Origin of the sequence: Rhizobium sp. BK181 (genome assembly GCF_014193305.1) — a bacterium.
Taxonomy (GTDB): domain Bacteria; phylum Pseudomonadota; class Alphaproteobacteria; order Rhizobiales; family Rhizobiaceae; genus Rhizobium.
In genome coordinates this window covers 782,867-797,418 of sequence record NZ_JACHZA010000001.1, presented here as the reverse complement: position 1 = coordinate 797,418, position 14,552 = coordinate 782,867, and the positions used below count along the sequence as shown (strand labels likewise).

The 14,552-nt window shown below is 59.6% G+C and carries 16 protein-coding genes; 15 read left to right on the top strand and 1 reads right to left on the bottom strand.

What is annotated here, in order from left to right; all coding sequences use genetic code 11:
• Positions 1 to 4 precede the first annotated feature (4 nt).
• Genes flgC through fliP form a run of 9 tightly spaced genes read left to right on the top strand, consistent with a single transcriptional unit; the run spans position 5 to position 5,683 of the window.
• Positions 5 to 421 (top strand): flagellar basal body rod protein FlgC, encoded by a 417-nt coding sequence (flgC, locus tag FHT77_RS03925; RefSeq protein WP_037114251.1) that lies wholly within the window; start codon positions 5 to 7, stop codon positions 419 to 421.
• The gene (locus tag FHT77_RS03920; protein WP_183752680.1) at positions 421 to 747 is read left to right on the top strand and encodes a flagellar hook-basal body complex protein FliE; all 327 of its coding nucleotides are present in this window, start codon (positions 421 to 423) and stop codon (positions 745 to 747) included. Before flgC ends, FHT77_RS03920 begins: the two co-directional genes overlap by 1 nt.
• A 19-nt stretch (positions 748 to 766) precedes the next feature.
• Positions 767 to 1,555, top strand: coding sequence for a flagellar basal-body rod protein FlgG (gene flgG / locus FHT77_RS03915; RefSeq protein ID WP_016552760.1), 789 nt, complete (start codon positions 767 to 769; stop codon positions 1,553 to 1,555).
• Between the two features lie 17 nt (positions 1,556 to 1,572).
• The gene (gene flgA / locus FHT77_RS03910; protein WP_183752678.1) at positions 1,573 to 2,058 is read left to right on the top strand and encodes a flagellar basal body P-ring formation chaperone FlgA; all 486 of its coding nucleotides are present in this window, start codon (positions 1,573 to 1,575) and stop codon (positions 2,056 to 2,058) included.
• Positions 2,055 to 3,176, top strand: coding sequence for a flagellar basal body P-ring protein FlgI (locus tag FHT77_RS03905; protein ID WP_183752676.1), 1,122 nt, complete (start codon positions 2,055 to 2,057; stop codon positions 3,174 to 3,176). The genes flgA and FHT77_RS03905 overlap by 4 nt, the downstream gene beginning before the upstream one ends.
• The gene (locus tag FHT77_RS03900) at positions 3,173 to 3,706 is read left to right on the top strand and encodes a MotE family protein (protein WP_183752674.1); all 534 of its coding nucleotides are present in this window, start codon (positions 3,173 to 3,175) and stop codon (positions 3,704 to 3,706) included. The genes FHT77_RS03905 and FHT77_RS03900 overlap by 4 nt, the downstream gene beginning before the upstream one ends.
• Positions 3,703 to 4,419 carry a flagellar basal body L-ring protein FlgH gene (gene flgH, locus FHT77_RS03895; protein WP_016552764.1) on the top strand — a complete coding sequence of 239 codons (717 nt, stop codon included), beginning with the start codon at positions 3,703 to 3,705 and terminating at the stop codon, positions 4,417 to 4,419. Before FHT77_RS03900 ends, flgH begins: the two co-directional genes overlap by 4 nt.
• Before the next feature lie 11 nt (positions 4,420 to 4,430).
• Positions 4,431 to 4,949, top strand: a complete 519-nt coding sequence (locus FHT77_RS03890; RefSeq protein WP_183752672.1) for a flagellar basal body-associated FliL family protein — start codon at positions 4,431 to 4,433, stop codon at positions 4,947 to 4,949.
• On the top strand, positions 4,946 to 5,683 hold the full coding sequence (fliP, locus tag FHT77_RS03885) for a flagellar type III secretion system pore protein FliP (RefSeq protein ID WP_183752670.1): 738 nt from the start codon (positions 4,946 to 4,948) through the stop codon (positions 5,681 to 5,683). Before FHT77_RS03890 ends, fliP begins: the two co-directional genes overlap by 4 nt.
• Positions 5,684 to 5,769: 86 nt before the next feature.
• Here the strand turns inward: fliP and FHT77_RS03880 are convergent, their stop codons facing one another.
• Entirely contained in the window at positions 5,770 to 7,701 is a 1,932-nt protein-coding gene (locus FHT77_RS03880; RefSeq protein ID WP_183752668.1) for a glycosyltransferase family 41 protein, read from the bottom strand.
• Between the two features lie 321 nt (positions 7,702 to 8,022).
• Between FHT77_RS03880 and FHT77_RS03875 the strand changes: the two genes are divergently transcribed.
• From FHT77_RS03875 to FHT77_RS03850, 6 genes are all read left to right on the top strand, one after another.
• A complete protein-coding gene (locus FHT77_RS03875; RefSeq protein ID WP_183752666.1) occupies positions 8,023 to 8,913 on the top strand; it encodes a flagellin in 891 nt (296 codons plus the stop codon).
• A 283-nt stretch (positions 8,914 to 9,196) separates the two neighbouring features.
• Positions 9,197 to 10,087: a flagellin gene (locus FHT77_RS03870; RefSeq protein ID WP_183752664.1), complete on the top strand. Its 891-nt coding sequence runs from the start codon at positions 9,197 to 9,199 to the stop codon at positions 10,085 to 10,087.
• A gap of 242 nt (positions 10,088 to 10,329) precedes the next feature.
• Complete coding sequence (locus FHT77_RS03865; protein ID WP_183752662.1) at positions 10,330 to 11,238, top strand: flagellin; 909 nt, start codon at positions 10,330 to 10,332, stop codon at positions 11,236 to 11,238.
• A 265-nt stretch (positions 11,239 to 11,503) separates the two neighbouring features.
• Complete coding sequence (locus tag FHT77_RS03860; RefSeq protein ID WP_183752660.1) at positions 11,504 to 12,469, top strand: flagellin; 966 nt, start codon at positions 11,504 to 11,506, stop codon at positions 12,467 to 12,469.
• A gap of 167 nt (positions 12,470 to 12,636) precedes the next feature.
• Complete coding sequence (locus tag FHT77_RS03855; RefSeq protein ID WP_183752658.1) at positions 12,637 to 13,272, top strand: hypothetical protein; 636 nt, start codon at positions 12,637 to 12,639, stop codon at positions 13,270 to 13,272.
• Complete coding sequence (locus FHT77_RS03850; RefSeq protein ID WP_183752656.1) at positions 13,269 to 14,552, top strand: MotB family protein; 1,284 nt, start codon at positions 13,269 to 13,271, stop codon at positions 14,550 to 14,552. The genes FHT77_RS03855 and FHT77_RS03850 overlap by 4 nt, the downstream gene beginning before the upstream one ends.

The following is a 14,552-nucleotide window of genomic DNA, read 5'->3' as shown; positions in this document are numbered from 1 at the left end:
GATCATGGATCCTTTGTCGGCAGCACTCAAAATCGCAGGATCGGGACTAGAGGCGCAATCGACGCGCCTGCGCATCGTATCCGAAAACATCGCCAACGCCCGCTCGACGGGTGATACGCCCGGCGCCGATCCCTACCGCCGCAAGACGGTAACCTTCGGCGAAGCCGTCGACCGCGCAAACGGCGTCACCACGGTCAACGTCAAGAAGCTCGGCGAGGATGAATCGAAGTTCATCACCGAATACGACCCGAGCAATCCTGCGGCGGACGAGAAGGGCGTCGTCAAGCTCCCCAACGTCAACATGCTGGTCGAAATGGCCGACATGCGGGAAGCCAACCGCTCCTACGACGCCAACCTGCAGACCATCAAGCAATCCCGCGACCTGATCTCGGCAACGATCGATCTACTGAAGAGCCAATAATGATCAACAACGTCAATAGCGTCAGCTCCCTCTCCATGACCCGCGGCCTCGCCGCTATCGAAAAGGACAGCTCGACGGCTTCGTCGGCTGCAGAAAGCGCAGCAAACGACGGCGGCTTCGGTGCTGTTCTCAGCAATGTTGCGACTGGCGCCGTGAACACCCTGAAGCATGCGGAAGGCATGTCTTTCGCCGGCATCAAGGGCACCGCCACGACGCGCGAAGTCGTCGATGCCGTCATGCAGGCGCAGCAGACGCTGCAGACCGCAATTGCCATTCGCGACAAGGTCGTTTCTGCCTTTCTCGACGTCACCCGGATGCAGATGTAATTGATTTAAGGACGAAGCCATGAGAGCGCTTGCCATTGCTGCAACGGGTATGGATGCCCAGCAGACCAACCTCGAAGTCATCGCGAACAACATCGCGAACATCAACACGACCGGCTACAAGCGGGCCCGCGCTGAATTTACCGACCTGCTGTATCAGACCGAGCGCGCCAAGGGCGTTTCCAACCGCGCGAACCAGGCGATCGTGCCGGAAGGTGCGAATATCGGTCTTGGCGTCCAGACGTCTGCTGTCCGCAACCTGCACATCCAGGGCGAACTTTCGCAGACCGGCAATGATCTCGACGTGGCGATGATCGGTCGCGGCTTCTTCCAGATCCAGGCGCCGGACGGCACCACGCTCTATACCCGCGCCGGCGCCTTCAACAAGAACGAGACGGGCCAGATCGTCACGGTCGACGGCTATCTCGTGGCGCCCAACATCACCATCCCGCAGGGCTCGACGCAGGTCACGATCAGCCGCTCGGGCGAAGTCTCGGCGAAGCTGCCGGGCAATACCGATCCGACCGTGCTCGGCCAGCTGCAGATCGCCGACTTTGTCAATGAAGCCGGCCTTCAGCCGCTCGGCGACAACCTCTTCCAGCAGACGCCGGCCTCCGGCGATCCCGTCGTCGGCACGCCCGACGAAGAGGGCTTCGGCTACATGAAGCAGGGCTACCTGGAGTCCTCGAACGTCGATCCGGTGAAGGAAATCACCGAGCTGATATCGGCACAGCGCGCCTATGAAATGAACTCCAAGGTCATCACCACCGCCGACGAAATGGCCTCCATCGTCAGCAAAAACCTGAAGTAATCGGGAAGGGCCGAAACATGATGTTTTGCCAGGTCAAAGGTATCCTCGGATGGGCGGCAGCCGCCGCCATTGCGATCGCCGTATTTGCCGCAGCGCAGGCAGCTGTTGCTGCCGGCATGGGCTTTGCGGTCGTTCCGACGACGACGATCTACCCCGGCGAAACCGTGTCCGGTGCCCAGCTCCAGGAAGTGGAAGTAACCAACCCGAACCTGTCCGGCGACTACGCAAAGTCGATCCGCCAGGTGGAGGGAATGATCTCGAAGCGCACGCTCCTGCCGGGACGCACCATCTCGGTCTCGGCGCTGCGCGAGCCCTTTACCGTGACACGCGGCTCGTCGATCCGGCTGATCTTCACGCTTGGCCCGATGACGATCTCAGCGGCCGGGTCGCCGCTTGAAGACGGCATGACCGGCCAGCTCATCCGCGTTCGCAACATGGATTCCGGCGTGATTGTCAGCGGCACCGTGCTCGCTGACGGCACCATACACGTGGCCGCAAAATGAAGAAGTTTTTCCGCCTTTTCGTCGCTCTCGCGTTTTTGTCTCCGAACGTCGTCGCGGTCACGCCCGCTGCGGCGATGAATTCGCGCATCAAGGACATCGCCTCCCTGCAGGCCGGGCGCGACAACCAGCTGATCGGCTACGGCCTGATCGTTGGTCTTCAAGGCACGGGCGACGGCTTCCGCGCTTCGCCCTTTACCGAGCAGTCGATGCGCGCGATGCTGCAGAACCTCGGCATTTCCACGCAGAGCAGTCAGTCCAACGCCAAGAATACGGCGGCCGTGATGGTCACCGCCAACCTGCCGCCGTTTGCCAGCCCCGGCAGCCGCATCGATGTGAACGTCAGTTCGCTTGGTGATGCGACCTCGCTGCGCGGCGGTACGCTGATCATGACCTCGCTCTCGGGCGCGGACGGCCAGATCTACGCGGTCGCACAGGGCTCGGTCGTTGTCTCGGGCTTTACCGCCCAAGGCCAGGCTGCAACGGTAACCGAAGGTGTCACGACGGCCGGTCGCGTGCCGGGGGGCGCCATCATCGAGCGTGAGCTGCCTTCGCGCTTCAAGGATTCCGTCAATCTCGTTCTGCAGCTGCGCAACCCCGACTTCTCGACGGCCATCCGCATTGCCGATGTCGTCAACGGCTATGCGTCCGCTCGCTTCGGCGGGCCGGTAGCCGAGGCCAAGGATGCGCAGGAGGTTATCGTCCAGAAGCCGAGAACAGCTGATCTGACGCGCCTGATGGCCGATCTGGAGAATCTCGTCGTCGAAACAGATACCCCGGCGAAGGTTGTCGTGAACGAGCGGACCGGAACGATCGTCATCGGTGCGGACGTGCGCGTGTCGCCGGTCGCCGTCAGCTATGGTACTCTGACCGTCCAGGTGACCGAGACGCCGCAGATCATTCAGCCCGAGCCGTTCTCGCGTGGCGTGACTGCGGTTCAGCCGCAGACCGATATCGCGGCGCAGAAAACGGGCGGCAAGGTGGCGCTGCTGGATGGGCCGGACCTCAGGACACTCGTGGCTGGCCTCAACAATATCGGCGTCAAGCCGGATGGCATCATCGCCATCCTCCAGGGCATCAAGTCAGCCGGCGCGCTGCAAGCGGAGCTCGTTCTGCAATGATGAAGACCATGGCTTTGTCAGATTTGCTTCAGCGTCTTGCCTTGCCGGCCATGGCCGTCGTGGCGCTGTCCATTCCCGGCGCCTTCGCACAGGAGCAGCCGGCGCCGAAGGGCGAAATGACCTCGCAGGAGGAGATCAAGCAGTTCTGCACGAACATTGCCGATCCCGCCCGCGACCAACGCTACCTGCTTCAGAAGCAGGAGCTCGAGAAGCTTCGTGCCGACGTCGATTCGCGCATCGCCGAGATGAACAAGCGCAAAGAGGAATATCAGGACTGGCTGAAGCGCCGTGATGTCTTCCTCAAGCAGGCCGAAGCGGGCCTCACCGATATCTACAAGAAAATGAAGCCGGACGCAGCCGCATCGCAGCTGCAAGAGGTCAAGATCGAAGTCGCAGCGGCGGTCATCATGCGGCTGAACCCGACCCAGTCGAGCCTGATCCTCAACGAGATGGATCCGCAGAAGGCTGCGGTCATCGCCAACATCATCGCCAGCGCGTCCGATCCCAATACGTCGAAGGACCCCTCATGAACAAGCGTTTCCCGGCCGCGATTGCCGCTGTAGCCCTCCTTGCAGGCTGCGCATCGCCGCAGGCCGTCAACGAGATCGGTCGCGCCCCGGCCATGAGCCCGATCGGCAGCGGTCTCGCCTACGGCCAGACCCCACAAATGGCGCTCTATCCGAAGCAGCCGCGCCAGGTGGCGCAAGGCTATTCGCTCTGGAGCGACTCGCAGGCCGCCCTTTTCAAGGATGCCCGCGCTCTCAACGTCGGCGATATCCTGACCGTCGATATCAAGATCAACGATAAGGCGAAGTTCGAGAACGACACCAGCCGCAGCCGAACCAATTCGAGCGCCATGAACTGGGACGTCAACGCCAACGTCATGGGCTGGAATCCGTCGTCGAAGACCGACCTGACCTACGGCTCGGACACGAGCACCGACGGCAAGGGTAAGATCGACCGCTCCGAAACGCTGAAGCTGCTGGTCGCCGCGGTGGTCACCGGCATTCTGGAGAACGGTAACCTGGTAATCAGCGGCTCTCAGGAAGTTCGCGTCAACCAGGAAATCCGCATTCTCAACGTCGCCGGTATCGTCCGTCCGCAGGACGTCGACGCCGACAACCTGATTTCCTACGAGAAGATTGCTGAGGCCCGCATCTCCTACGGCGGTCGCGGCCGCCTGATGGAAGTGCAGCAGCCGCCGCGCGGCCAGCAGGCCGTCGATCTCTTCTCGCCGCTCTGAGGCAGAACATCATGGCAGAGACAGAAGCCGCCGAAGGCCAGCCGAAGAAGAAATCGGCCGCAATCATGACCATCGCCGGGCTTGCGATCCTGACGCTGCTTGGCGCCGGCGGCGGCTGGGTGGTTGGTGCCATGGTCGCGCCCAACATCAAGGGTGCCGAGCAGGCGGAGCAGGCAAAGGCGGCCAAGGACGAGGCCGCGCAAAAGAAGGAAGGCGAGGCGGGACTGCCTCACATTTCCACGGAAGCCAACAACGTCGTTCAGCTTGAGCCGATCACGTCGAACCTCGCCTATCCCTCGGAGAACTGGGTTCGTCTGGAAGTCGCACTGCTGTTTTCCGGCCCGCCCGACGTGAAACTCGCAGAGGATATCCATCAAGATATTCTCGCCTACGTCCGTACGGTTTCGTTGCAGCAGATCGAAGGGCCGCGAGGCTTCGAATATCTTAAGGATGACATCCAGGAGCGTGTTGACCTTCGCGCGCAAGGCCGCGTATCGAAGGTCATGTTCAGGACCTTCGTCGTCGAATGATTCGATTCCTATTGCTGTTCGCTGCCATGATGGCGGCACCGGAGCTGGCACATGCGCAGCAGCTCCCGACAAACCTGTTGAACTTGCCGGTCGACGGTTCGGTCGCGGCATGGATCATCAGAACATTCGGCCTGCTGACCGTCCTTTCGGTCGCGCCGGGCATTCTGATCATGGTGACGAGCTTCCCGCGCTTCGTCATCGCCTTCTCGATCCTGCGATCGGGAATGGGCCTGTCCTCCACTCCTTCGAATATGATCTTGCTGTCGCTTGCGCTGTTCATGACTTTCTATGTCATGCAGCCGACCTTCGACCAGGCATGGCAGACCGGCGTTCAACCGCTCCTGTCGAACCAGATCGACGAGCAGCAGGCCATCACGCGCATTGCGGAGCCCTTCCGCACCTTCATGACAAGCAACACGCGCGACAAGGATCTGGCGCTTTTCGTTGACTTGGCGCGGGAGCGCGGCCAGAGCGTCGAGACCGGTGAGAAGATCGACTACCGCGTCCTCATTCCTGCCTTCATGATCTCGGAGATCCGGCGCGGTTTCGAGATCGGCTTTCTGGTTGTTCTACCGTTCCTCGTCATCGACCTGATCGTTGCCACCATCACCATGGCGATGGGCATGATGATGCTGCCGCCGACATCGATTTCGCTGCCGTTCAAGATATTGTTCTTCGTGCTGATCGACGGCTGGAATCTCTTGGTTGGAAGCCTGGTACGCTCCTTCCATTAGGTTCACACCGGGCGGTCCGCGCCGAACACCATGAAACAGAAAACCCGCCGCGGAGACGCGGCGGGTTTTCTGTTTGTCGGGTTGGCTCACACGGTGGTGATGAAAGGCGTTGTCCGCGGCGGCAGCGCCGGGACGTCGAGATGATCCGGCTCCAGGCCGCGCTTGGCGCGGTCGATCATCATTTCGTAAGCCTTCTCGAGATGCTGCCGGAAGCGATCCGCATCGAAGAGCGGCATGATGCCGGCGTTTTGCTTGAGGCGCGCCTTGTAGGCGACGACGCGTTGCGCGTCGAGCGCCATCTCCACAGCCATATCCTCATAGGCCTGCGTATCGGCGGCCACGAGTTCCGGCAAGCCGATGGCATTCAGCAAGCTCTCGCTGACGCGCGACGCGAAGTTGGTACCCTTGACGGTGAGGACCGGCAACCCGCCCCAGAGCTGCTCCGACGTTGTCGTGTGGCCGTTGACCGGGAACGTGTCGAGGCCGAGATCGGCGCATTGCTGTCGGTCGATGTGCTTTTGATAGGTGACGCGCGGGCAGAAGATAATGCGGTCCGAAGTGATTCCGCGCTTGTTCGCATAGTTCCGGATATTCGTTTCGGCGCGCACTGACGACAGCATCAGCCAGAGGACGCTGTTCGGCGCCCGCCGGAGGATGTTGCACCAGATATCGAGTGTCTCAGCCGTGATCTTTCGGTTGCCGTTGAATGACGCGAACACGAATGCATCGTCCGGCAATCCGACCGCCGCCCGCGTGGTGGGGGCCGGCTTTGGGCGGTTCGTCGGATCGTTCGGCTGGTAGCTCTCAGGCATCCGAACGAATTTCTCGTGATAGTGAGGCTTGGCGCGATCGGGGAGAACAAAGTGATCGCCGACGATGTAATCGAGGTCAATGTTGACAGTGCTGCCGGGAAAGCCCAGCCAGGAGACATGGATCGGGGCGACGCTTTGGTTGAGGATATCCGGCCGTCCGTCAGTGGTATGCCCCTTCAGATCAACCAGAATGTCGATTTCCAGCTCTCGGATTTTCTCGGCGACCTCCGCGTTGGTCAGATCACGGATCAGGCAGACATTGCCCCAGGCGGATCGGTCGGCCTTGTTCGCCGCCAGATACGCTTCTCCGGAGTGGCAGAAGAGGGTAATTTCAAAACGATTGCGGTCATGCAGCTCGAGCACGCGCTGAAGCAGCTTCATCGTCGCATGGTCGCTCCAGAAGTCTGACGAGAGATAGCCGATCCGGATCTTCTCTCCCCACTTGTGAGGCAACGACCGCCGCTTGGCTGCGAGTTCCGGCAGTGAAAGGAGGGGGTTGAGCGAGACGATGCCGTTCAGCGCCTCATCTCCGCACCAATGCAGATTGTAGAAGGGGTTGTCCTTCCGCAGAAACTCGAGATCGCGCTTCGCGATCATGTCGGCGATCGGACCAAAGAGGCTGGCGACGCGACCATAGTCGCAGGTCTCTCGCGCGAAGACGAGATTGAGGAGCCGGAGGGCTGGCATTTCAGGAAATCGCTTGAAGAGGTTCGTTACCAGAGCCTCGTTCGTCGGATCCAGAATGTGGTCGGTCAACGCGTGGACCGCGAGCGCGATATGGTCCGGATTGGAGCTTTCCGAGATGACGCGCCTGAAGGGGCTGATGAGGTCAAGCCGTCCCTGCTTGATGTAGATCGAGACTAGGACATAGGCGAGATCGGCGTCGTTTTGCGCCAACTTCATCACGCGCAAGGCATGCGCCAGCGCTTCCTGTTCGTCGCCGCTCTGGAAATACAGGATTGCTGCTTCGCGTGTGTAGATCGACGCCGCCTGACCATCGAGCTTCCCGGCGAGCGAATAGGCGGCGGCGGCTTCGGCCTTGAAGCCAAGCTTTATGAGGTTTTTGGCCAGAAGCACGTAGGTCTTGACGTCCTTCTGCGTGTCGACGAGTTGGTTCAGCACCTCAAGCGACTTGAGATAGAGGCCCTTCTGGTAGTCCTTGGAGGCCGCTGCGAATGAAATGCTACTGTTCAAGACCCACTCCATGCCGGGATTTCGTCGACGCGCCGGACCACGAGCATATGGGCACGGTCCTAGCTGTCTCATTCTAAGCATTTGAAGCTTGCATGAAGCCGGTGTTGCAGCGGGGCGAGGCGATCTCTTCAGTCATCGTTAACCACTGCAGGCGTCGTCGGCGGTTTCCTAATGATCTTAACTGCTTGGCAATCAATGGCTGCGAAATTCACATGGACATGACGGGTTTGGTTGCAAACAAAACGGCACCGAGTGGCATGAAGCTGGTCCGTCATCGCCGGTATAGAAGTCCGGTATGTCCTCCTTTTGTATTTTGTTTTTGGGGACAGACTTATGACAAGCATTAACACCAACAATTCTGCAATGGCGGCACTCCAGACGCTGCGCAACGTCAACAAGGGCTTGAACGAGACGCAGGCGGCCGTTTCGTCTGGCCTGCGCGTCGGCAAGGCTTCCGACAACGCTGCTTACTGGTCGATCGCCACCACGATGAAGTCGGACAACAAGGCCCTTTCGGCTGTTTCCGACGCCCTCGGCATGGGTGCTGCAAAGATCGACACGGCTTACACCGCTGTCGACAGCGCCATCGACATCGTTGGCGAAATCAAGGCCAAGCTCGTTGCCGCAACTGAAAAGGGCGTCGACAAGGCGAAGGTTCAGGACGAAATCTCGCAGCTCCAGGCACAGCTCTACAGCGTTGCCCAGTCTGCTTCGTTCAACGGTGAAAACTGGGTCAACAACTCGGGCGGTACCGTCAGCGTTGTTTCCTCCTTCGTCCGCGGCACCAACGGCACGGTCAGCATCAAGACCACAGACTACGCTCTCAGCGCCACGAACACCCTGTTCAACAGCGCGACGGGCGGCATTCTCGGCTCGACCGGCACGAACTACACCGCCGGCTCGATCTACTCCTTCACGATCAGTGCAACGACGACCCAGGGCCAGATCGACAGCCTGCTCAGCGACGTTGAAAGCGCTCTGAAGTCGATGACCACGCTCGGCTCGCAGCTCGGTTCGCTGCAGAAGCGCGTCGACATCCAGTCCGACTTCGTTTCCTCGCTCAGCGACTCGATCGACTCCGGTATCGGCCGCCTGGTTGACGCCGACATGGAAGAAGAGTCCTCCAAGCTCAGCGCCCTGCAGACCCAGCAGCAGCTGGCGATCCAGTCGCTGTCGATCGCGAACTCCTCTTCGCAGAACATTCTCTCGCTGTTCCGCGGCTGATAACAGCCTCGCGCAGTATCAGAGAAAAGATTTACGGCCGGGGCTTGCCCCGGCCGTAAATGTTTTAATTTCCGGTTAATGCGGCGCCGCTAAGCATTGGATTTTTTTAACTATTTTTTGATTTTTCAGTTCAGAGTTTCTTAACCATGATAGGGTTTTATGTGCCTATCGAAACGGCGAGTTGACTGCGCACAGAGAGCGGTCAACAGGCATGAGGCTGACCGTCGTTCCCGGTAGTCCGGAATGTCCCTTCCTATCAATTATGCCAAAGGGGCAAATTAAAATGACCAGCATTCTGACCAACAATTCCGCAATGGCCGCTCTCCAGACGCTGCGTGATGTCAACAGCGGCCTGTCGAAGACGCAGGGCGCCGTTTCGTCTGGCCTGCGCGTCGGCAAGGCTTCCGACAACGCTGCTTACTGGTCGATCGCCACCACGATGAAGTCGGACAACAAGGCCCTTTCGGCTGTTTCCGACGCCCTCGGCATGGGTGCTGCAAAGATCGACACGGCTTACACCGCTGTCGACAGCGCCATCGACCTCGTCGGCGAAATCAAGGCCAAGCTCGTTGCCGCGACCGAAAAGGGCGTCGACAAGCTGAAGCTGCAGGACGAAATCACCCAGCTGCAGGCACAGCTCTACAGCGTTGCCCAGTCCGCTTCGTTCAACGGCGAAAATTGGGTCAACAACTCGGGCGGCACCGTCAGCGTTGTTTCCTCCTTCGTCCGCGGCACCAACGGCACGGTCAGCGTCAAGACCACCGACTACGTCCTCAACGCCACGAACACCCTGTTCAACAGCGCCACGGGCGGCATTCTCGGCTCGACCGGCACGAACTACACCGCCGGCTCTATCTACTCCTTCACGATCAGTGCAACGACGACCCAGGGCCAGATCGACAGCCTGCTCAGCGACGTCGAACTCTCTCTGAAGGCGATGACGACGCTCGGCTCGCAGCTCGGTTCGCTGCAGAAGCGCGTCGACATCCAGACCGACTTCGTCTCCTCGCTCAGCGACTCGATCGACTCCGGTATCGGCCGCCTGGTTGACGCCGACATGGAAGAAGAGTCCTCCAAGCTCAGCGCCCTGCAGACCCAGCAGCAGCTGGCTGTACAGTCGCTGTCGATCGCGAACTCCTCTTCGCAGAACATCCTCTCGCTGTTCCGCAACTAACACTAGGAGCGCCTCCGGGCGTTTCGGCAGACAGATCGCCAATCGAAAGCCGCGCTTCCCAAGCGCGGCTTTTTTAATGCTTGTTAACTTCGCGTTAACCAAACTCATGTTTTCTGCCGTCAACGAAACGGTATGTTAACCAAGCTTAAGAAGCGGTTAGCGGGCATGAAGCTGATTGCCGTTCCCCGGTGGCGGACCGGAATGTCCCTTTTCAATATTTGCCAATAAGGGGCGATAATTTCATGACCAGCATTTTGACGAACGTCGCGGCAATGTCCGCCCTCCAGACCCTGCGCAGCATCAATGGCAGCCTGGAAGAGACACAGAGCCGTGTTTCGTCCGGCTACCGCGTCGCCGAAGCCAAGGACAACGCTGCCTATTGGTCGATTGCAACGACGATGCGCTCCGACAACAAGGCGCTTTCGGCCGTTTCCGACGCGCTTGGCCTTGGTGCGGCAAAGGTGGACACCGCCTATTCGGCGATGGACAGCTCTATCGACGTCGTTAGCGAGATCAAGGCGAAGATTGTTGCGGCGACTGAAAAGGGTGTCGACAAGAACAAGATCCAGGATGAAATTGCGCAGCTCCAGCAGCAGCTCTTGAGCATCGCCCAGTCTGCTTCCTTCTCGGGTGAAAACTGGGTTGCAGGCAACACGACGAAGAGCGTCGTTTCGTCTTTCGTCCGTAACGCCAATGGTCAGGTTTCCGTCCAGACAACCCAGTATGTGCTCGATGACAGCACCAACGGTAATGTCCTCTTCGGCATGACCACTACGGGTGCCATCAGCACCACCAGCGGCATCATCGGGACGTCCTCGGGCAGCGTCGGTTCTATTTACAGCATGAACATCAGCAGCTTCAGCCCGAGCGACATCGACCTTGCCCTGACGACTGTCGAAGCCGGCCTCAGCGCAATGACGAAAGCCGCCTCCCAGCTCGGCTCGATCTCGACCCGCATCGACCTGCAGGAAAGCTTCGTTTCCGACCTCAGCGACTCGATCGACTCGGGCGTTGGACGCCTCGTCGACGCGGATATGGAAGAGGAATCGAGCAAGCTAACAGCCCTGCAGACGCAGCAACAACTGGCGATCCAATCGCTGTCGATCGCGAACTCCAGCGCGCAGAACGTTCTGACGCTGTTCAAGAACTAAGCCGTCCAGCAGTATCATAAAGAGATAGGAAAGCCGCGTCGTCGATGCGGCTTTCTCTTTGTTTTTGAAGCAATAATCAAGATTGCGCGAGGCTTGCGACACTGAAGCCGCTGCACTTGCGCCCGTGGAAGGCCTTGGTTAACTTCGTTTAACAGTTGATTTGTTTTTGCGACAAACCGGACCTGGGAAGCCAGCCGGGGGCATGACGCCAGGTCAGTCGCTGCCGGTCGCCGGCCTGTCCCGTTTCCCTACTCAGAGCCAGAAAATGACATACAAAATTACCAGCTCGGCCCAGGTAAACGCCCTCGCGGCGCTGCGTATCATTAACAAGGACGTCGCAACGACACAGCAGCAGGTTTCATCGGGCTATCGCGTCGAAACGGCTGCCGACGATGCGACCTACTGGTCTTTTGCAAGCGTCATGCGCTCGGACAGCAGCTCGCTGCAGAATGTTCACGACGCGCTCGGCGTCGGCGCATCGAAGGTCGATACCGCCTATACGTCGATGGAAAGCCTCATCGACCAGTTGGGCGAGATCCGCAAGACCTTGGTGACAGCGCAGGAGGCCGGCGTCGACAAGACGAAGCTCAATACGACGCTGACCGAGTTGAAGGGACAGTTGCAGACGACTGTCCAGACGACGAATTTTGCCGGTGAGAACTGGCTGCTCAACCGCGATACGAACCTGCCGATCTCGCGCTCGGTGATCGGCGGTTTCGTGCGTGGCACGAGCGGTGAATATCAGGCGCAGACCATTGACTTTCCGGCCGACCAGACCGTCATGATCGATATGACGGACGCCAATCGCGGTCTTCTCACGAAGACGGTCGACGCGAACACGTTGAATTCCGATGGCACGACGACTGCGCGCAACTACTACCTTCTGGATGCGGGCTCGACGACGCCCGCGAGCGGAACCGAAATAGCGCTCGACGCCAACACGACGCCGGCGCAATTGAAAGACATGATGGCGGTTGTCGATTCCATCCTGTCGAAACTGACAACGACCGCGGCCGGCCTCGGCACGATGAGTGCCCGTATCAGTGATCGTGTTTCCTATACCGCCGACATGTCCGATTTGATCGACAAGGGCGTTGGTGCGCTGGTCGACACCGATATGGATGAAGCGTCGACACTTCAGAAGGCGCTCCAGACGCAACAACAAATGGGCGTTCAGGCCATCTCGATCCTGAACACAGCCGCCAGCAAGGTGCTGATCCTGTTGCAATAGTGGCCGGAGCGCTGTTGAGCTTGTCCGGCTCCACCCTTCATCCTCGCGCAAGTTTGACACCCTAGTTTCGATACAAAGGCGCAGTGCGAAAACCGTGCCGGATGAGTTGTCAGTTTCATGATGGGGTACGGCATGTCGCAGTCCTCTGCAGCGAAAGGGTGGATTCGGTGAGCGCGCTGCTCTCTCGGTACCTCAAGGATTTTGGCGAGCCTGCCGTCGTCGCTCCCGTTGCGGAAGCGGATGATTTCGCGGGCGACTTTGGCGGGTTTGCCGACGTCGCCTCCGAACCCGTGATTGATCTCGAAGCAGAACGCCACAGCGCTCATGCGGACGGCTATGCGGAAGCCACCGCGGCGCTGACGGAGAAATATGAGCTGGAAGCGCAGACGGTGGCACTCGTGCACCAGCGTGAAGTCGAAGAGCTTCGCGACCGGTACGAGGTCGAGGCCGCAGAGCTGATCGCCTCCCGTCTCGACGCGATGGCGGGCGATATCGCCGAGCTCGTCAGCGCGACGGTCGCAAAGGCGCTTGCGCCTGTCATGACCGATGTTCTGTCACAAAAGGCTGCCGTTGATCTTGCCGGCATCCTGCGTGAGGCGTTGCTGGAAGGTGATGTCGGCACCGTGACGGTCAAGGGGCCGACGCGACTGTTCGACGTGCTGAAGAATACACTCGGCGAAAAGGCTGGTCTTCTGCGCCATCATGAAACGGCTGATGTCGACCTGACCGTCGAGTTTGACGACGCCGTCCTTGTCACGCGCATGTCAGCCTGGGCGACGAGCCTGAAGAAAGTTCTGGAATGAGTGATAGCGAAAACCACCATCACGGCAAGAACGAGATTATCATCGTCAAACGGCATGGCGGCGGTGATCACGACGGTGCGCATGGTGGCGCCTGGAAGATCGCCTATGCCGACTTCATGACGGCCATGATGGCGTTCTTCCTCGTCATGTGGCTGGTCAACGCTGCGAACGAGGAAACCAAGGCCTCGGTCGCGACCTATTTCAATCCGATCAAGCTGGCCGACGAGAAGCCCACGCAAAAAGGCTTGAAGAAGCCGGTCGACCAGGCGGATGGCGACCAGAAGCAGGACAAGTCGAAGGAAAAAGAGGACGAACCGACCAAAGGCGCATCGGCCGCCAATGGCGATGACCAGACCTCGACCTCAGGCGACCAGACGAATTATTCGGAAGCCGACTTTTTCGAGAACCCCTATTCCGTGCTGGCGGAGATTGCGCAGGAAGTCGGTCAGCAGGCAAATGTCAGCGCCAAGGGCGAGGGCGGTGCCAGCGAATCGGGTCCGGCAACTGGTGCCGACGGCGGTCAGGCCTATCGTGACCCCTTCGATCCTGATTTCTGGACGAAGCAGGTGGAAGTCACGCATGCCGAGAAGAAGCAGCCCGCCTCGAAGGATACGCCCGTTGATGGTGCGGCAGACGCCACCGAAGTTGCCAAGGCGGAGGCCGAGAATCCGGCGGATCTGACCGGCAAGGCTCAAAGTGAGCACGCTGAGGAAGCGGCCGAAAGCCAGCCTCCACAGGCTGAATCGTCCGTGAACACGGCGTCTGAGAATGTCGACGGCAAGGAAAAGCCGCAGACTGAGGCACAAAAGGCCGCCGAGCAGAAACGGGCTGAAGATCTGCAAAAGGAAATCGCCCAACAGATTAGTGGCGTAGCCGGCAAGCTCGCCGAAGGTCTGACGGTAACATCATCGGAAGGCGGCCTCCTGGTCAGCATTTCCGATCAGAGCGACGATTCCATGTTCAACATTGGATCGGCCGTCCCACGCAAGGAAATGGTGCTTGCGATGGAGAAGATCGGCGAGGTCCTAAAGGGCAAGCCCGGCGCTGTCGTCATCCGGGGTCATACTGACGGTCGCCAGTACAAGGGCGAGAACGAGAACTGGCGCCTGTCCATGGATCGCGCCCAGGCTGCCTATTACATGATCGTTCGTGGCGGCCTCGACGAGAAGCGGGTTTCGCAGGTCTCCGGCTTTGCTGACCGCAAATTGAAGGATCAGGCGGATCCGTTCAATGCCACCAACAGACGAATCGAAATATTGCTGCAGGCGGATCAAGGATAG